General features: G+C 38.9%; 20 protein-coding genes. 11 read left to right on the top strand and 9 right to left on the bottom strand.

Translation table 11 applies throughout. The annotated features are described in order from the left end of the window. Positions 1-61: 61 nt before the first annotated feature. Positions 62-1,318: a bifunctional phosphopantothenoylcysteine decarboxylase/phosphopantothenate--cysteine ligase CoaBC gene (coaBC, locus tag IAE19_RS15225; RefSeq protein WP_200461761.1), complete on the bottom strand. Its 1,257-nt coding sequence runs from the start codon at positions 1,316-1,318 to the stop codon at positions 62-64. A 114-nt stretch (positions 1,319-1,432) separates the two neighbouring features. On the opposite strand from coaBC, the gene radC reads away from it, so the two are divergent. Further along, complete coding sequence (gene radC / locus IAE19_RS15220; protein WP_200461760.1) at positions 1,433-2,122, top strand: RadC family protein; 690 nt, start codon at positions 1,433-1,435, stop codon at positions 2,120-2,122. Between the two features lie 46 nt (positions 2,123-2,168). Here the strand turns inward: radC and IAE19_RS16765 are convergent, their stop codons facing one another. Continuing rightward, on the bottom strand, positions 2,169-2,291 hold the full coding sequence (locus tag IAE19_RS16765) for a hypothetical protein (RefSeq protein ID WP_265092553.1): 123 nt from the start codon (positions 2,289-2,291) through the stop codon (positions 2,169-2,171). On the opposite strand from IAE19_RS16765, the gene IAE19_RS15215 reads away from it, so the two are divergent. Then, a complete protein-coding gene (locus tag IAE19_RS15215; protein WP_227611165.1) occupies positions 2,233-3,108 on the top strand; it encodes a bestrophin family protein in 876 nt (291 codons plus the stop codon). The two genes, IAE19_RS16765 and IAE19_RS15215, sit on opposite strands and share 59 nt — an antisense overlap. Positions 3,109-3,190: 82 nt before the next feature. Further along, positions 3,191-3,814, top strand: coding sequence for a glutathione S-transferase family protein (locus tag IAE19_RS15210; protein ID WP_200461758.1), 624 nt, complete (start codon positions 3,191-3,193; stop codon positions 3,812-3,814). A 28-nt stretch (positions 3,815-3,842) separates the two neighbouring features. Here IAE19_RS15210 and IAE19_RS15205 read toward each other — a convergent pair whose 3' ends face one another. Beyond that, on the bottom strand, positions 3,843-4,694 hold the full coding sequence (locus IAE19_RS15205; RefSeq protein WP_200461757.1) for a PHP domain-containing protein: 852 nt from the start codon (positions 4,692-4,694) through the stop codon (positions 3,843-3,845). A 44-nt stretch (positions 4,695-4,738) separates the two neighbouring features. Between IAE19_RS15205 and IAE19_RS15200 the strand changes: the two genes are divergently transcribed. From IAE19_RS15200 to mnmC, 4 genes are read left to right on the top strand one after another with little or no spacing between them, the layout of a single operon-like run. Next, positions 4,739-5,353 carry a septation protein IspZ gene (locus IAE19_RS15200; protein ID WP_200461756.1) on the top strand — a complete coding sequence of 205 codons (615 nt, stop codon included), beginning with the start codon at positions 4,739-4,741 and terminating at the stop codon, positions 5,351-5,353. A 26-nt stretch (positions 5,354-5,379) separates the two neighbouring features. Then, positions 5,380-5,682, top strand: a complete 303-nt coding sequence (locus IAE19_RS15195; protein WP_200461755.1) for a YciI family protein — start codon at positions 5,380-5,382, stop codon at positions 5,680-5,682. A gap of 4 nt (positions 5,683-5,686) precedes the next feature. Then, positions 5,687-6,136: a hypothetical protein gene (locus tag IAE19_RS15190; RefSeq protein ID WP_200461754.1), complete on the top strand. Its 450-nt coding sequence runs from the start codon at positions 5,687-5,689 to the stop codon at positions 6,134-6,136. 35 nt (positions 6,137-6,171) lie between these two features. Beyond that, positions 6,172-8,085: an FAD-dependent 5-carboxymethylaminomethyl-2-thiouridine(34) oxidoreductase MnmC gene (gene mnmC / locus IAE19_RS15185; protein WP_200461753.1), complete on the top strand. Its 1,914-nt coding sequence runs from the start codon at positions 6,172-6,174 to the stop codon at positions 8,083-8,085. Between the two features lie 68 nt (positions 8,086-8,153). On the opposite strand, the gene IAE19_RS15180 is transcribed toward mnmC, so the two are convergent. Further along, positions 8,154-8,468, bottom strand: a complete 315-nt coding sequence (locus IAE19_RS15180; RefSeq protein ID WP_200461752.1) for a rhodanese-like domain-containing protein — start codon at positions 8,466-8,468, stop codon at positions 8,154-8,156. Positions 8,469-8,559: 91 nt separating this feature from the next. Between IAE19_RS15180 and IAE19_RS15175 the strand changes: the two genes are divergently transcribed. Both IAE19_RS15175 and IAE19_RS15170 read left to right on the top strand, forming a co-directional pair. Then, the gene (locus IAE19_RS15175; protein ID WP_200461751.1) at positions 8,560-9,048 is read left to right on the top strand and encodes a YajQ family cyclic di-GMP-binding protein; all 489 of its coding nucleotides are present in this window, start codon (positions 8,560-8,562) and stop codon (positions 9,046-9,048) included. Positions 9,049-9,081: 33 nt separating this feature from the next. Next, positions 9,082-9,576, top strand: a complete 495-nt coding sequence (locus IAE19_RS15170) for a DUF4442 domain-containing protein (protein ID WP_200461750.1) — start codon at positions 9,082-9,084, stop codon at positions 9,574-9,576. A gap of 44 nt (positions 9,577-9,620) precedes the next feature. Here the strand turns inward: IAE19_RS15170 and IAE19_RS15165 are convergent, their stop codons facing one another. The 4 genes from IAE19_RS15165 to IAE19_RS15150 form a co-directional block, all read right to left on the bottom strand. Then, positions 9,621-10,100, bottom strand: coding sequence for a GAF domain-containing protein (locus IAE19_RS15165; RefSeq protein ID WP_200461749.1), 480 nt, complete (start codon positions 10,098-10,100; stop codon positions 9,621-9,623). Positions 10,101-10,259: 159 nt separating this feature from the next. Continuing rightward, positions 10,260-10,673 carry an acyl-CoA thioesterase gene (locus tag IAE19_RS15160; RefSeq protein ID WP_200461748.1) on the bottom strand — a complete coding sequence of 138 codons (414 nt, stop codon included), beginning with the start codon at positions 10,671-10,673 and terminating at the stop codon, positions 10,260-10,262. A 1-nt stretch (position 10,674) separates the two neighbouring features. Further along, positions 10,675-11,112, bottom strand: a complete 438-nt coding sequence (gene trxC, locus IAE19_RS15155; RefSeq protein ID WP_200461747.1) for a thioredoxin TrxC — start codon at positions 11,110-11,112, stop codon at positions 10,675-10,677. Between the two features lies 1 nt (position 11,113). Then, positions 11,114-12,010 (bottom strand): alpha/beta hydrolase, encoded by an 897-nt coding sequence (locus IAE19_RS15150; RefSeq protein ID WP_200461746.1) that lies wholly within the window; start codon positions 12,008-12,010, stop codon positions 11,114-11,116. A gap of 125 nt (positions 12,011-12,135) precedes the next feature. Here IAE19_RS15150 and IAE19_RS15145 point away from each other — a divergent pair, with 125 nt between their 5' ends. Next, positions 12,136-12,471 carry a TIGR01244 family sulfur transferase gene (locus IAE19_RS15145; RefSeq protein WP_200461745.1) on the top strand — a complete coding sequence of 112 codons (336 nt, stop codon included), beginning with the start codon at positions 12,136-12,138 and terminating at the stop codon, positions 12,469-12,471. Between the two features lie 140 nt (positions 12,472-12,611). Here the strand turns inward: IAE19_RS15145 and IAE19_RS15140 are convergent, their stop codons facing one another. Continuing rightward, positions 12,612-16,946, bottom strand: coding sequence for an Ig-like domain-containing protein (locus tag IAE19_RS15140; RefSeq protein ID WP_200461744.1), 4,335 nt, complete (start codon positions 16,944-16,946; stop codon positions 12,612-12,614). A gap of 205 nt (positions 16,947-17,151) precedes the next feature. On the opposite strand from IAE19_RS15140, the gene IAE19_RS15135 reads away from it, so the two are divergent. Beyond that, the gene (locus IAE19_RS15135; RefSeq protein WP_200461743.1) at positions 17,152-18,531 is read left to right on the top strand and encodes a dihydrolipoyl dehydrogenase; all 1,380 of its coding nucleotides are present in this window, start codon (positions 17,152-17,154) and stop codon (positions 18,529-18,531) included. The last annotated feature ends 28 nt before the right edge of the window (positions 18,532-18,559 follow it).

The following is an 18,559-nucleotide window of genomic DNA, read 5'->3' as shown; positions in this document are numbered from 1 at the left end:
AAAGAAAAAGCTCCTTTTGTTGGAGCTTTGTCTCAAATCCATCAACCTTAAAACAGGCCATTTAAATTTTGCGTTTTAATGCATCTGCAATCGCGTCGACCAATTGCTGTGAAATTTCCTGCTTAGACGCTTTTTCAAGTTCACGTTTTTTCATATGATAACTCTGTGCAAAAAATACAGTCATGGCATTTTCATCGGATGCAAAACCGATATCCTTACGTGATACATCGTTACAAGCAATCATATCTAGTTTTTTGGCGACAAGTTTTGCCGCTGCATATTCTTCAACATTTTGAGTTTCCGCAGCGAAACCAACCATAAATGGGCGCTGTTGTTGTTGAGCAATAGTAGCAACAATATCAGGATTTTTTATCAGCGAAACTGCTAACTCATCACCTGCTTTTTTAATTTTTTGTTCTGCCACCTGAGCCACGCGGTAATCGGCCACCGCAGCAGTCGCGATAAAAATATCACAACCTTCATCTAGCATTTGCATACTCACATCCAGCATTTGCACAGCTGAAGCAACATTGACACGTTTTACTCCATTTGGGGTATCCAGCGTCACAGGTCCAGCAATTAAGGTCACTTTAGCCCCAGCCGCATAACATGCCGCAGCGAGAGAGAATCCCATTTTCCCTGTACTATGATTTGAGATGTAACGGACAGGATCAATCGCTTCTCGTGTAGGTCCAGCAGTAATCACGACATGCTTACCTGCCAATAAACCAAATTTTTCTGCGATGGCACGTTGCGCTTTATGGAAATATTCACGGACTTGGTAGGCCAACTGTTCAGGCTCAGGCATACGCCCCAAACCGACATCTCCACACGCTTGTGAACCGGCATCTGGCATAATCACATGAATGCCATCTTCCACCAATGTTTGTAAATTACGCTGTGTCGCTTTCGCTGCCCACATTTGCTGATTCATAGCAGGCGCAACCCAAACTGGCGCTTTAGTCGCAAGATACAATGTACTGAGTAAATCATCTGCTAAACCATGCGCAAATTTTGCCAGAGTATCGCAGCTTGCAGGCGCAACCAAAACTAAATCAGCCCACCGCGCCAATTCAATATGCCCCATTCCTGCTTCGGCTTCAGGATCCAGCAATTCGGTATGTACAGGATTACCCGAAAGAGCCTGAAAAGTTAAAGGGGTAATAAATGCCTGTGCACCATGAGTCATGACTACACGTACATCAAATCCATAATCTTTTAAACGGCGGACAATAATGGCACTCTTATAGGCCGCAATACCACCAGTAACCGCTAGAATAATGTTTTTATGAGGAATAACACTTAAATCGAAGCTCACGAACAGCTTACCTTTCTGTTGCAGTGGCGCTCACAATAGCATTAAATACGCACATACCCAAGTAATTGGCTATGAAAATCAGAACTAAAACAATCGATATAAGTGACTTTTATAATGAATAAACCGATTAAATTATGGCCACAACAAGAACGACCTCGTGAACGATTATTGGAACAAGGTGCAAGCAGTCTCTCCGATGCCGAGTTATTGGCAATTTTTCTACGTTCAGGTTCTAGACAACATTCTGCTGTTGAACTGGCTAGACTTCTAATTCAACATTTTGGTTCTCTTAATCCAGTCTTTGATGCATCACAAGAAGAACTCTGCCAGTTCCATGGCATGGGCGCTACTAAATATTCGCAATTGATGGCAGTCAAGGAACTCGGTAGGCGTTATCTCAATAATCATTTTCATCAAGACAATTTAAATCTAGATTCATCACAACTGGTGCTGGACTATTTACGTTATGAACTACAAGGTGAAACTCAAGAAGTCTTTGCGGTATTGTGTTTAGATAGTCAGTTACGCAAGTTACATTTTAAGAAATTATTTTTTGGTTCAACTAATTTTTGCAATATATCGATCAAACAGACTTTACGTTATGCTATTCAACAGCATGCCAGTTGCATCGTGATCGCACATAATCATCCTTTCGGAGACGTGCAACCGTCCCGCGCAGATATTGAAATGACACAGCAATTAAAACATGCTTGTGAAAGCGTAGAAATCGAGCTTATTGATCATATTATTGTGGCTAGACATGCGACTTTTTCATTTGCTGAGCAACAATTGTTCAATTTATAAAATCATGCCACCATGATATTGACAAAGCCTGACCAAGTGGTAAAGATCATAAAAAATTAAATGCCTGCTGAACCATGATTGTACGTGACCAAACCGATATCATAAAATTACTGTTTTCTTGGCGCGGAACAATTTTACCCAAAATTTTACCCGCGCTTGGAGTAGTCATGCTGCTCTCCGCTATTGTGGGTGGGCTTGAATATACGCAGATTTATCATTTCCCAGAACTACCTTTGGTTGGTTTTACTCTGATTGGTGTGGTTCTTTCTATTTTTTTGGGCTTCAAAAATAGTGCCTGTTATGACCGTTGGTGGGAAGGTCGTAAACTATGGGGAGCTTTGATCGCCAATGCACGACATTTTGATCGTGATTGCCGTATTCTTCCTCAAGGCCGCCGTGAACGTGTGATTCAGCATGTTATTGTTTTTGCCAATACTCTTCGTGATCGTTTGCGGCATCAAACCGCCCATCCTACTGAGCTCACAGAAACCACAGGAATGAGCCAACAGGCATTGACTCAACTTTATCAACAACATAATGCGCCACAATACACGCTCAGCCTGATTCAATGGGAATTAATGCAATCACTCAAAGAAGGTGAAATCAGTGATATTATTTACACACAGTTGAATCGCTATGTCGCCGAACTTAGTTTGGTACAAACGGGTTGCGATCGCATTGCCAATACCCCTATTCCTTTCGCCTATTCAGTCTTACTGAATCGTACCGTCTTCTTTTTCTGTTTTATGTTACCTTTTAGCGTTGGCCCAATTTTAGGCTTAGGTACACCGTTATTGGTCGGGATTTTGACCTATACCTTTTTAGGTTTGGATGCATTGAGTACAGAAATTGAGGAGCCATTTGGCACCCAAAGCAATGACTTGCCTTTGGACTCGATGGTACGTTTGATTGAAATTGAATTATTAGGAACCTTGGGCAAGCCCACCCCACCTCCGATTCAGGCACAAGATCATAATTTACTTTAGTAGTGCGTCAACTAATTACTCAATTTTATGACAACAAACTACTTTAGCCACCTATTATTACAATCAAAAACAAGGAAAAGATGTGATCAAAATACTAGGGCGAGCAGATTCAATTAATGTGCGCAAAATCCTTTGGGTCTGTGATGAACTGAATTTAGGTTATCAACGCGAAGATTGGGGACGTGGCTTTCAATCTCCTAAGCAAGCTGAATTTCTGGCACGTAATCCTAATGCAACAATTCCTGTTTTGATAGATGACGACTTTGTTCTCTGGCAATCCAACTCAATCCTGCGTTATTTGGCCAATGCCTATGTGGGTGAGAAGCTCTACCCAACTGACCCTCGAAAACGTGCTTTGATTGACCAATGGATCGACTGGCAAGGAATCGAACTCAATAATAGTTGGGTATATGCCCTCATGCATTTCATTCGACATTCTCCTGAACACCAAGATTCTCAAAAAATTGCTCAAAGTGTTGAATCATGGAATGCAATGATGCTCATATTAGAACAACAGTTAGCTAAAACTCAGGCGTATATCATCGGCGCTGAGTTTTCTTTGGCAGATATTGTTATCGGTCTATCGGTTCAACGTTGGTATTTAACGCCATTTGATAAGCCCGACTGTCCAAATATTAAAGCCTATTATGAATTATTAAGTCGGAGAGCGGCTTTTATGCGCTGGGGAAATAATGGTCAAAACTAATCATCAAATTTCGTGTTGATTTTAAAAATTAACGAAAACTTTCCCAAATTCCCTGTTGCCCTGTCCTCGGTACAGGAGTATTTCCTAATTTAATCCAAGGCATATTGTCTCCATGAAAATCACTGCCAATTGATACTTTTAAATCGAGTTGTTCAATCATTCGGTCCACCATTTGCCGGGTCGATAAAGACTCAATATTTGGGGGCAATTCGATCGCATCACCTTTGAGCTCAGCAAATAGCTCAATTAAATAACGAACATTCGTTGCCGATAAGTCATAACGGGTGGGATGTGCCAAAACCGCATAGCCCTGACTTTGATGAATAATTTGAATGGTATCTGCCAAACTCAAACCATCAAACTTCACAAAAGCACGTTTTCCTTCTTTTATAAATCGATCAAAAGCCTGTTGTGGACGTGACACTATTCCTTTTTCAACCAATGTTTTAGCAATATGTGTCCGGGTAATTCGATCAGCCTCATTATCCACTTGAGCAAGTACATCTTCATAAATATCCTGCCCTATACAGCCTTTGAGTAAGTAACAGATTTGTTTGGCACGTTCTGCACGAATCTTTTTTTGTATCGCAAGTGCATCAAGCAAAGGTTCAGGTTGCTGCATATCCAGCGCTACAATATGTACACCATAACTTTTTTTAGTGGCTGGACGTGACCATTGACTGGAGATTTCTACACCAGAAATAATTTGAATATCATAGTGTTGAGCGGTTTCTCTGACCTGTTCAAGACCATCCATAGTGTCGTGATCCGTCAAGGCCAGCATGTGAATACCACAATCAACCGCTGATTTGACCAACGCATCTGGTGACAAAGTTCCATCAGAAATATTGCTATGTGTATGTAAATCTATGCCTTGCATCTTTATACTATGCCACTTCGTTGATCCAGTTTAGATACTCTAACATGAAAGCACTTTTAGACTTTGTGCCCCTCATTATTTTCTTTTATTTATATAAAACCGTCGATCCCAAAGATACACACCATCCGCTCTTACAATTGATTGGTTCTGCTGGGGGGGTGGATAACAATAATATTCTAGTCGCTACGACAGGTCTGATTATTTCCATGCTGATTATTTATGGGGGATTATTTGTTACACAAAAATTTCGTCTGGAAAAACAACAATGGATTGTGTTGTTTATGACAGTGATTTTTGGCGGTATTACCCTTATGTTAAGTGATGATTTTTATATTCGTTTAAAGGCCGTCATTCTCAATCTAATTTTTGCAGGCGCTTTTTTGCTTTCACCGTTCTTTAGTAAAGATGGCAAACCATTGATTCAACGTTTATTTGGCCCTATTTTCGAATTAACCGTTCAAGGCTGGAAAAACCTGAACTTTGCTTGGGCTGCCATGTTTATTGTAATGTCGTTATTGCATTGCTTTTTTGCATTTATTTTCATGCACGGTAAATATTGGGGTGAATTTACGGCTTTCGGTGACATGATTGTCATGTTTTCCTTTATCATTATTCAGTTTATTGTATTACGTAAATACTTTAAATCACCCGATGCCTAAAAATCACCTAAAGACTGAGATCGACCATGCCATTATTTGTAGTCACCTGTACCGACAATGACGGAACCTTAGAAAAACGTTTAGCCATTCGCCCTCAACATATTGAACGACTACAAAAACTGGATGACGAAGGCCGTCTAATTGTGGCAGGTGCCATGCCAAAGGATCCTGCTAACCCACAGGCTGGTTTTTATGGCAGCACCATTATTGTTGATTTTGACAACCGTGAAGCACTGGATACATGGCTCAAAGATGAACCTTTTTTGCTAGAAGGTGTTTATGGAAAAATTGAAGTCAAGCCATTTAATAAAGCGTTTCCGAAAGAGTAAGAATATGTCCGCTATGCCGAAAACGCTTATTGTATTATCACTACTCTGCTCAACCGCATGGGCTGTTGAACCCGTGCCAGCTGCACCTGCGCTGACAACATCGACAGTCACTACCAATGCTGCTGTTACGACTGAGCCAAATCCAGTTTCAACCAAGCCTTTAACTGCTGAACAAATCGCAAAAGCCAAAGCAGAGCAGGATGCGAAAATTAAAGCACTCGTCAAAGATCAGGCGGGACGACTCAAACAACTGGAACAGGCTAATCTGGATGCTTTGACTCAAAATCAGGAATTACAATTAAAAAATGATAATTTGCTGGTTCAAGTTCAAGTCTTACAAAGTGAACGTAGTGCCCAAATGTTCCTGTATGGTGGGGCAACTATGGGCGTGGGCGTACTCCTTGGATTTTTGATTGCTAGTTATATTCATACCAAACGCCGTCGCCAATGGTAAAATCATTACTTGAATAAATTTTAAAGGTTTTTCAGGTGACAGCATCTACGGGTATCCAAACAGCTGAACTGGATTGGGAATGTGTCGATGGTATTGATATTCCAATTTCCAGACAGTTTGGTGATGTTTATTTCTCCAAAGCCAATGGTTTACTTGAAACCCGACATGTCTTTTTAAATGGCAATGATCTAAATACACGTTTAAGTCAATTACAACCTTTTCAGTATTTCTGTATTGGTGAAACAGGTTTTGGGACTGGTTTAAATATTTTAACGTTGTGGCAACTTTGGCAACAAGTACGGTCAGATAATCATAGCCATTTACATGTGATGAGTGTTGAGAAATATCCTTTAAGCAAAACCGATTTGATTCGTGCATTAAATGCATGGCCTGAACTCAAACCTCTTGCAGATCAATTAATCGCACAGTATCCCCTGCCCATCGCAGGCTGTCATCGTTTGAGCTTTCCTACAGAACGTTTTAGTCTGGATCTCTGGCTAGGTGATGCACATGATGTTTTTCCAGTGATTGAAAAAACCAAAGCAGTTGATGCATGGTTTCTGGATGGATTTGCGCCTTCATGCAATCCCGAACTCTGGGAAGAAAATGTTTTAAATCATCTTGTACGACTTTCAGATATCGGGACGACTTTTGCATCATTTAGTGTTGCGGGAGTACTTAAACGTGGTCTGAAAAAGCATGGTATTACGATTTCCAGACCCAAAGGTTTTGGTCATAAACGTGAAATGCTAAAAGCCAGATGGAATCAGTCTGAAAAAATAATGCCCCCAATAGAAGGTCATGAGCTTACCTCTTCATTGGAACCGCAGCAAATTGCGATTATTGGCGCAGGAATCGCGGGTTTAACGGTTGCATGGACTCTTGCTCAACGTGGTCATCAAATCACAATCTATGATCAAGATAAGCCACTTTCAGGCGCATCCGGTAATCCCTTGGCGTTGCTGAATCCCAAACTGTGTCCGATTGAACAGGCACATCATCATTTGATGACTCTAACATGGCAGTATGCTCTAAATTTTTATCCAAAATTTAAGGCGTTCCGTGCAATTCAGGTCAACCAACTCGCACAGAAAAATCCAGAAGAGTTACTTCGTCTAGCCGAACAATATCCAGCAGCAGTATTACAAGCACAGACCGCAAAAGAAAGTACCTTTACTACCGCATATTCTAGCTTAAAGCTGACTCAAGCAGGTGCTGTTGTACCGCACCAATTACGTGATCAAATTCTGCAACATCCCAATATTCAGCTTAAAATCGCAAGAGTTAGCCAATTACTCAACGATAACGAAAAGATTCAGTTGATACGGGATCAAGAATATTTAATCCAAGCAGATCAAGTGGTGGTTTGTTGCGCCAAAGCCAGTCAGAATTTATTTGTGCATTATCCCAAACTCAAGCCTATACGAGGTCAAGTCAGTTGGCTTAATAACAGCAACAATCTCTTGAGCAACGATCAAGCTTACAGTTATGGGGGCTATTGTATGCAGCTCGATTCTGAACATCTAATTTTGGGAGCATCCTTTTCTCCCAATCGGGAAGATGACGATGTATTATCAAAAGACCATGTGCATAACTTTGATTTAATCCACAGCGTATTTCCAGAATATGCTGAACAATTGCCTGATCCCACTGTTTGGCAAGGACGTGCTTCAATCCGTGCACAAAGTGCTGATTATTTTCCTTTACTTGGTCAAGTTGAGGAAAATTCTAAAATATTTACTTTTGCTGGCTTAGGTTCTAAAGGATTTTTATTTGCACCGCTTTGTAGTGAAGTGTTGGCTGCATTGATGTTACATGAGGCTTGTCCCATTCCCGCCCCTTTATTGCAAAAACTAAATCCGCGTCGTTTTTTCAAAAAACTTAAAGTCAAAAAACCCTATTTTGGAACTTCATCTTTGCCGAGTGAATCATCCGATTGTTCTTTATAACACACTCATAATGAGGTTAATGTTTATAATGACACTACAATAAAAAAGCACCCGAAGGTGCTTTTTTATCAGTTGCCCTGTTCTAAAGGCAAACCAGCATCTTTTGCAGCACGGGTTCCACCCATCAAAATGACATATTCCCGTTCAGCATCAAAACCATCAAGTAATTCTGCCGCGCGAGGTGCTTTACTGCCACCACCACATAGAATATAAATTGGCTGATCCGCAGCCACCTGAGTCAGACTATCGGTCTTTAAATCATTAATCGGTTGATTTATCGCACCTTTAACATGCCCTTCAGCATATGATTTTGCGTCACGGACATCCCAGATAATGGCATTTTCTGGGAACTCAAATGTCGTAATTTCTTGTTTACGGATCATTGCGCACTCCTTTGATGTAAACAACACTTGGCAAATGAAGAAAACATCCCTAGCATCTCAGATATTCTTTCACTTTGCAAAGGTCTATGTTATGCCATCTTTCGATATTGTCTCTGAATTAGAGTTATTTGAAGTCAATCACGCTGTTCAAAATACCCAAAAAGAGATTGCAACACGTTTTGATTTTCGTGGACAGGATGTTTCCATTGAACTCAATGAAAAATCTAAAGAGATTAAAATTAGTACAGAAAGTGATTTCCAATGTGAACAGGTCTATAACATGCTGGAAAATCACTTTTATAAACGTAAAATTGATGTACAAGCATTAGACCCGCAAAAAGCAACAGCTTCAGGGAAGCACGTAGTACAAGTAATTAAACTAAAAGATGGACTTGACTCAGATACTGCAAAAAAAATTAATAAAGCCATTAAAGAAAGTGGCATCAAAGTGCAATCTTCTATTCAGGGAGACAAAATTCGCGTGACCGATAAAAAGCGTGACACTTTACAACAAGTCATGGCTTTTTTACGTGAACAGCAATTTGGAATTCCATTACAGTTTAATAACTTTAAAGATTAATTTCAGCGCTGTTATTTTTACACAGGATGCACTATGTCACAGGCCAATCGCTTATCAAAACTGGTGAAAGCCACGTCAAAATTTCCGAAAAGTATTCGTAGTACGCTTTGGAGTAAAGCGTTTGGCCGTATCGTGCCCATGGTTGGAACAGCCAATATTCGTTATCTGGAAGTTGATCAGGATCATGTTATCGTACGTCTGGAAAATCAGCGCAATATGCAAAATCATATTAAAGGTGTACATGCAGCTGCAATGGCGCTATTAGCTGAAACTGCGACGGGTTTTTTAACAGGATTACATGTACCTGATAATCGAATTTTGCTGATCAAATCGTTACATGTCGATTATTTAAAAGTGGTACAAGGTGGTTTAACCGCAACCGCAACTTTATCATCTGAACAACAAAAATTTATTGGTGACAATGAAAAAGGAGAATTACTTATCCCTGTCACAGTGATGGATGATGGCGGTAATGAACCAATTCATTGTGAAATGTTGTGGGCTTGGTTACCTAAACGCGTAAAATAAATGACTAGGCCCAGCGTTGATCTGGGCTTTATTTTTTAAAACGATTAAATAAAATCTTCAACGATAGAAACCACTTCTTTTAAATAGTAAGCATCTACTTCATCAAAGCTATTTAATACATCACTATCAATATCCAACACTGCAACACATTCCCCCCCTAGCATTATCGGCAAAACAATTTCAGACTTCGAGGCTGAGCTACAAGCAATATGTCCTGGAAACTGGTCCACATCTGGGACGATAATGAGCTGCTTTTGCTGCCATGCTGTACCACATACTCCCCGTCCTTTTGCAATACGAGTACAAGCGATTGGCCCCTGAAATGGTCCCAATACCAATTCATTCTCTCTCACCAGATAAAATCCAATCCAAAACCAGTCAAATTGTTGTTGGAGCGCAGCACAGATATTGGCAAGATTAGCAATCGTATCACTTTCATCTGCCACAATTGCTTGAATTTGTGGAATTAATCCCTGATATTGTTCAGCTTTATCACCTTGTTGTAATGATAATTCTTCTGCCATGATCATGATCCAAATCAAAACATTGTAGCGGATGAAATAATATGACTTTTAGTAATTTATATGAAAAGTAAATAATTGAATATTTTTAGTTCAACTCGAACCCATAAAAAATCCAGCCTAGGTGCTGGATTTTTTACCAATAACAATTTTTAAAGCAGCTTAAGCGGCCAGAAATTTTTGCTTCACTTCTTCGGGAATAACACGTTTATTCCCTTTTACATCCACCGCCACAAAAGTAAAAACACCTTCCGTGACCTGTTTAGCAGGACGCGAATCGTCATGGCTGTCCCAAACTTCAATCTGCATTTGAATAGAAGTATTTCCCACCCTCAAAATTTTGGTATAGCAACTAATCACATCACCCACTTTAACGGGAACTAAAAAAGTCATCTGATTAATCGAAATGGTCGCACAGCGTCCCTTACTGAAACGCTCTGCATGAATTGCTCCAGCCAAATCCATTTGTGAGACAATCCAGCCACCAAAAACATCACCACTCCAGTTGGTATCGGCAGGCATTGCAATGGTTTGAAGGGATAAAGTTCCTTCAGGCTTTTTGAGAGATTCTGACACATTAACTCCGAGCTTGGGCTTGTAATTGCTGATCCAGCCACTGCTGTAATTCACTGGATCGAAGCGCGCCACTTATTCTACCAATTTCCTTGGTTTTATTCATCAAAACTAGAGTGGGAATGCTACGAACATGGAAAGCCTGACTTAAACGTGGTGAAGCTTCTGTATCGATTTTGGCAAAAATAACATGGGGATTCTTTGCCGCAACCTGAGCAAAATGTGGTGCCATCATTTTGCATGGACCACACCAGTCCGCCCATAAATCAATCAAGATAGGTAAATCACTGTTGCTGACATAATGACTAAAATTTTCCTCGTTCAATTCGATCGGTGCTAATGGAATAAGAGCGGCATGGCATTGACCACATTTGGGATCTGCAATTAGTTTTTCTGCTGGAACCCGATTTTTAGCACGACAGCTTGGACAAACGATAATCATATTACGCCACTCCAGTATATTGATGTAAAAATTCTAATTGGGTTGCTACTGCTTTTTCAAACCATTTCCCATGATAAATATCAAAATGATACATATCCCATTCATGATAAGTCACAAAAGGCGCAATATTGGTTGCAGCTTCTCGGCTAGAGTCAATTGGAACCAGACTATCTTGTTTTGCTACAATCAATAAAACGGGGATATTAATTTCTCTAACATTTTGTATAGGCCGATAGCGAATTAGCTGAAATAATGCACGGGCTGGAACCTCTCCACTCCAATAATAGTCAGGGTTTACAATGGATAAATACCCCTGATAACTATCATTCGTGGGAAAAAATGAAAGTTGTTGCTGTGCGACTACAGGGAGTGTCCTAGGGCTTAATCCTACTTTTGAACCCATATAATCCTGACTTGATTGCTTTAAAGCCTTTGGTAATTGCTGAATAGGATAAATCTTGGCAGTTTCAGCGCCATCCACAAAAGGAACTTGTACCATAATTGAAGAAATATTTTTTAATTCACTAGCAAGATTAAGCACATAGCCCCCACTCAACCCCGTTCCCCAAAGTACAATACGCCGCTGATCAACCAACTTACAACCACTCATATATTGAATAACTGTTTTCCAGTCTTCAAGTTGATCCTTAAGAGAAACAAGTTCTCTCGGTTTTCCCGTGCTTCCTCCCCAATAACGATAATCAAATAATACAACTGCATATCCAGCCTGAGCAAACTTTTGAGCATATTGAATAAGTTTAAACTGACGTAATGCAGCAAATTCATGCGCCATAATAATCACAGCAGGCTTTCTATCTGATTTTGGACGATAGAAATCTGCAGCAATGGTCTCTTGACCAATAGGGACATACAGCGGCTCAACTGTATAAGCGTGCATACGCGCTCCAATGCGTTATATTTTGGTTATCGGTAGTTATATATTTTAAAAGCACACTTTAATGTGACAGGCTGCTTAATGGTATGATACAGCATAAACGTTTTTTAAAATTTTGGAGTGACGAAATGACGGATAATGTTGGTTTTGCAGGTCAAATTGGCCCAGAACACGTCGAACAAGTGGTCGAAAAAGGCTTTAAATCCATCATTAATAATCGACCAGATCTGGAAGGTGGCCCAGAGCAACCTACCAGCGCACAAATTGAAGAAGCTTCGCGTAGCGCTGGTCTGGACTATGTGTATCAACCTGTCGTTGCTGGTCAAATTACAGAGTTGGATGTCCGCACTTTTGCCAATCATTATAATGAATTACCAAAACCGATTTTAATGTTCTGTCGCACAGGTAACCGTTCAAATAATTTGTATCAGCTTGCTAAACAAATGGATTTACTGGATGACTAAATTTTTATGTTTTAGCCTAGTATGCTTTTGTATGGCATTCACTGCTTGTAGCACGATGAATGTACGTCCTACAGCCAGCGTGATGGTGGGAACAGGAATATAAAAAAACAGCGCCGAAGCGCTGTTTTTTTATATTTATTTTATGGACACGTTGTATTGGTACCATATGGACTTGTTAAGTTCGGTCCATAGCTACCGTCAGTACTATAATCTGACTTCAATGGTGCTAGCCCTAGATTATAAACTGTCCGATTTGGAAGCGATGCAACGGTAGAAGAGGCGCCAACCTGTACATTGAGCCACTGTGCATAGATTTTTGGATAACGAATTACAAAATCAAATTTTCCTTCTGCGTCTGTCGTATATGTTGCAGTCGTACCTTGCCCCAAGAAAGTTGGGACTTTCACAGGAATATTGATTACTTCATTATTTGTAATCGGTGACCCTGATGCATTCACAGGACAGTATGCTGTTGGATGAATCACCCAGTCTTCTTTTTGATTTCCAAGTGCATCTGTAATTAGATCCCAAGAATATTTACCTTTAAGATAAAAAACGGGCGCAATATCCATTACAACTTCTTGTTTTGCCAAAGGCTTTCCATCAAAATCTGTTACACTAACCGACATATTACGTGTGTAATATACCCCGTCACTTGAAGTTCCCACTTCCGTTGGATTTACCCCAATTACAATAGAAGCTACTGGATTTTCAACTACTGCTTGTACGATATCGATACGTGAAATTTGAGTTGCAGTGAGATAGCCAGTCTCATTAAAACTTGCATTTAAGCGTAAATCATCGTTTGCAAAAGTAGCTGCACTGTAATTCATGTTACGTGCTGTTTCATCAACCTTAATTTTGAAGACAGCTTGTCCATTTGCATCCGTTGTCAATCCTGATGGGCCTACGATAAGTGCTCCATTGATATTAAAATTATCAATACCTAGCGTTATGTACTGATTGGCTACACCACCGCCATTTTGGTCAACCAATGTGACTGTCACATCTGAAGTATCATTACGAACATTAAGCGTTGGTTTAGCAGAGGAAATACGTAATGAATAGCGTGCTGGTTGAGTTGATGGCTTAAAAACATTTAAACGAGAAATCTGAGTTGCAATCTCTCCATCTTCATCAGTATAAGTTGCAGCTAGTTCAATACCACTGGCAATCAGTAAATCTGCATCAACTGTCTTACCATCTACTCCAACAGAAAAGAAAGCATTCCCATTTGAGTCAGTTTTTAAAGTTTGCGGTGCACCACTTGTATTCGAAGAGGCACTGCTGCCAGGATTACCAATGATGATTCCAGCTGAATTATTTGCAGCTAATGTTACTGATTGGTCTCTAAGTGGTTGATGATTCTTATCCAATAAGGTGACTGTCACAATCGCTCTATCACCCTCAACGCTTAAATTAGTTTTTGCAGGCGTGATTGTAAGGCTATTCTGATTCACCATTTCAAAAACAGTAAAATTAATTGTAGTCTCTAACTTTTCGCCTTTAGGATTCGTGATATATCCTTTAACTTGGATTCCGTTATCTATGAGAGCTTGTTTTGCTGGATTAGCAATATCCTTAGGAATAATAACTGAAACAGAAACCATTCCATTTGCAGACGTGAGGACTGAATCATTACTAAGTTTGACCCCTGCTGCAATAGCCTCAGGATTTAAAGATAAATTTACTGGATAACCTGTATTTGCACCCAATTCATCCTTAACTGCAACATTGACCTGATATGTTTTACCTATATTCAAATTGCCTAAACTCAAATAAGTTATATCGGAGGTTAAACGTAAATTGACTGAATCTTTCGGAATGGCAACTTGAATATTACCCGTTTGCTGAATACGATCACCATTATTTTGATTGGCTCCTACAACCGCAAAACCAATACCATTTTTAATTAAGCTAGCATCGTATTGACCTTCAGCCACTTTTACTGTGAATGTAGCTTCACCTTTACTATTGGTGGTTAATGCTGTATCAGACAAAGATGCACGAGAACCAGCCAAATTTGATAGAGCTATCGCAAGTGGCGTATTAGCGATTGTATTACCGTTTGCATCTTTAGCAACGACTTTTACCTGCACTTCACCACCCAATACAGAAACTGTAGGTTCATAACTAAAGCTAAGGTTTGCCAGATCAGGAATAACCACGGCTGGCTGGCTAATATCAATCTTACGGGCAATAGTATAGGCTGAACCATCTTTACGTGTCCCTTGAATCGCGACAGTAATACCATTCGCAATAAGATTTGCAAGCTCAGTGTTATTATTGGCCTTCACTTTTAAGTCAAATTTAGCTATACCATTCGCATCTGTTTGAAGAGCTGAGGCACTTACAAAACTCACGCCATTGCTGATTGCGGCATCATTAAGACCAACTCCAACTTTCTGACCAGTAAAATTCTTTCCATCCGTCCCTGTCGCTTTTACAACAACTTGTAGCGTTTGTTCAACACCGGAAGCTAATACCATACTTCCAGGCATATCTACATTCAAATAATCTAAATCGATAGTGCCTTGATCGGTTGGGGCTTTAAAGTTTAAAGTGGTAGTTTGTTGCGCATTGCTTGAATTTGATTGGGCCGTAATACGAATTCCATTGGCTACAAGTCGTTTTTGTACATCACTGCCATTGGCTTTATATTGATAAACAAATGTTGCATACCCCGTATCATCGGTATTCTTGGATGCTTGACCTGTAAGACTGAGCCCTAAAGATTGAAGCTCTGCGGTAGACAATGCAGGAAGAGACACTGAAATATTTTCCCCTTTTAATGCACTTCCTTTTACCCCAATTGCTTTTACCTTAACGTTAATAGTCTGATCTTGTGAATAATCAAAAGCACTATTAATCGGGTCTATTGCTAAATATCCAACACCTTCTTCAGATTTTTCTTCATCTTCAACTGCAATTTGAACAGCACTTGTTAAATTATTGTCAGACTTAAACGTTGCAGTAATCCCTGCCTGAACTAAAGCCGCAACAGCGACATCCGTTTTAGCGTTAGTATGTAAAGTATAGGTAATATAGCCATTTGTTGCAGTACTAAAATCTTTCTCAGCGCTTCCATCGAAACTAACTCCGTTTGAAGTCGCTTCACTGTTCAAACTTAAAGTTAATTTGCCTTTAGTTGCAGCTTCACCTTTATTATTAATACCTTTAACTGTAATCGTAATCTGATCATTTTTAGCATTTATTTTATATGAAGAAGCAATTTCTAAACGCTGTAAAGCAAGCTGATCAATTGCACTCGTATCTGCTGTAATAACGCTAATTGTGTCTTGAGCAAAAATTTCTGCATTATCTGAATATATTGCTTTTAAATTAATGCCCTGTTGAGTCAAAGCAACGGGATAACTTGAATTTGCTTGCAATGTAAATAAAGCATATCCATTTGCATCTGTTATTGCTTCAGATTGGTTAATAGTCACTCCATATGCATCACTTTTATCTGTGAAGACAAGTTTAACTTTTTTATTTGCAAGAGCTACATCATTACTGTTTTTGGCGCGTACTTTAACAGTCGTTGTTCCATTTTGTGCAACAATTGGTGCATCTGCTTTAATTAACTCAAGCTTTTGAACAACTTGAGAAATATCCTTAAAAGTAATTGATCCAGAGACTGTTTTTTCTGCTTTATTCTCATCAATCAATTTAAAACTCAAAGATTGGGATGTAGATACAAGTTTCTGAATCTCATCAGTACTTAAATCAGAATTCGCGACAATTGTGAATTTTGCCTTTCCTTGACTATCCGTACTAACATTAGAACCTGTAGCTATAGAAAATTTTCCCTGCATTTCTAGTGGAAGAGTTAAAATAATAGACTCTCCAGCTTTTATACCACCATTTTTATCTGTCACAGTTGCAGTAATATCCGTAGAGCCTTGTGGTAAATTCAATACCACTCCTTGCTGAATATTAAGATTATAATCGCTAACAATAGTACTGGTTTTCTTAATATTTAATGTATAACTTTGCTTGATCGTTGTACCATCAACTACAGCAGTTAATTGCACTTTTCCAGACGAAGCTGTAAGGGTGGGAACATTAATTTCAAATATTGCAATACCATTATCACCTGTAGAAACTAAAGAAGCTTTACTTGTTACACCAATGTTATCACTATCAGAAATTGCTAATCTAACTTGTTTATTAGCAATTCCACCCTTATCAGCATTAAGCACTTGCACAGCAATTTGAACAACAGAATTATCATTTGCCTGTTGAAGATCAATGCCATTTGAATCTTTTAATTTAATATCTATACTTTCAGCTACGGTAGAGCTATCAGTTGAAGAGTTGTTGCCTCCTCCATTACTATTATTATTTGAACTATTACTAGATTGGTTATAATAACCATCGCTACCGCCACCACCACAAGCAACTAATGCCAAAGATGATGCTAAAACTGTCGATTTAACCCCTAATTTTCTCAAATTAGCTAAATAAGTCATAGTATTTTCCATTTTATATAATATATGTTGCCACCAAAAAAACATGGATGGCCTTTTATACGAAAATTTACTCAAATTAACATAATTTATCAATCTAATCCTGACACAAATTACTAAAACTTTTCATTAACAATTTTGACCAATGATTTTTTAATTAAATTTTTATTTTCTTTTATTATGAATAGAAATTTTTTTCGGATTTAATATGTACGATCTCATCATTATCGGTGCAGGCACAGCAGGTATCAGTGCATACAAAGAAGCAGTTAAATATACCCAAAATATTTTAGTCATTAACGACGGCCCATGGGATACTACTTGCGCTCGTGTCGGCTGCATGCCAAGTAAAATACTCATTTCTTCCGCTAACCGGCTTTATGATAGCAAGCATATTGATCAAGTGGGAATTGCAACTGAATCATCATTTAACGCTTCTCATGTAATGTCACATGTCCAAGCATTAAGAGATCGTTTTACTACAGCAACCATTAAAGATGTACAAAGTTGGCCAAAACAGCATAAATTATCTGGAAAAGCCAGATTCATCAATTCCAATACAGTTGATGTCAATGGAAAACATTATCAAGCTAAGTCTTTCATTCTTGCAGTTGGTTCGACACCTATAGTCAACCAAGAATGGAAAAATATTCTAAAAGATCGTTTTATTACTTCAGATGAAATATTTGAACTCAAAAAACTTCCGTCCTCTTTAGCAGTCATCGGAAGTGGAGTGATTGCAATTGAATTGGCTCAAGCTTTTTCAAGATTAGGGGTAAAAACTGCTATTTTTGCACGTAGTAAACGTATTGGAATTCTATCAAGTCCAAATTTACAACAACAAGCACAGCAACTGCTTTCTAAAGAGCTTGCTATTTATTTTGAAACATTACCTTCAAAAGTAAGCATAAATGATCAAGGAGTCGAGTTAAATTTTCGATACGACAAAAAAGAAGAAATAGGAAATTTTGATTATTTATTAAATGCAACAGGCCGTACAAGTTTATTAGACTCCTTAAATCTTGATAAAATTGATCCACAATTTTGTGATGTAAAAAGGCTTCCCATTCATCCTCAAACAAAACAATTAGCAAATTTACCTATATTTATTGCAGGAGATGCGCATACAGACACACCTCTCCAACATGAAGCAGCACATGAGGGCCGAAAATTAGTACATAATTGCCTAGATTATCCACAAGTTAAAACCGTCAAAAATTTAACACCTTTGGGTATTGTTTTTTGCTCTCCAGAGATGGCCATTGTTGGGCAAAGTTACAAACAACTTCAAGACAAAAATATTGAATTTATAACTGGCTATGCCTCTTATGAAAAACAAGGCCGTGCTTTAGTCTTAGGTAAAAATACGGGGGGGGCTGAAGTTTATATCGATAAAAAAACACGAAAATTACTAGGCGCTGAACTCTTTATATACTCAGCTGAACATTTAGCACATTTACTTTGCTGGATGATTGGCACAGGAATTACGTTGGATGAAATTTTAGAGCAACCTTATTATCATCCAACGCTAGAAGAAGGTTTACGTAGTGCATTTAAGCATACTAGTCGTCAATTAAATGGATTATAAATTTCTGAATTACTTGTCATGAGAACGT

It is taken from the genome of Acinetobacter sp. S40, from assembly GCF_016624705.1.
In the GTDB taxonomy this organism is placed as follows: Bacteria; Pseudomonadota; Gammaproteobacteria; order Pseudomonadales; family Moraxellaceae; genus Acinetobacter.
The sequence above is the reverse complement of the archived record's forward strand: the minus strand, read 5'-3'. Positions and strand labels throughout refer to the sequence as shown.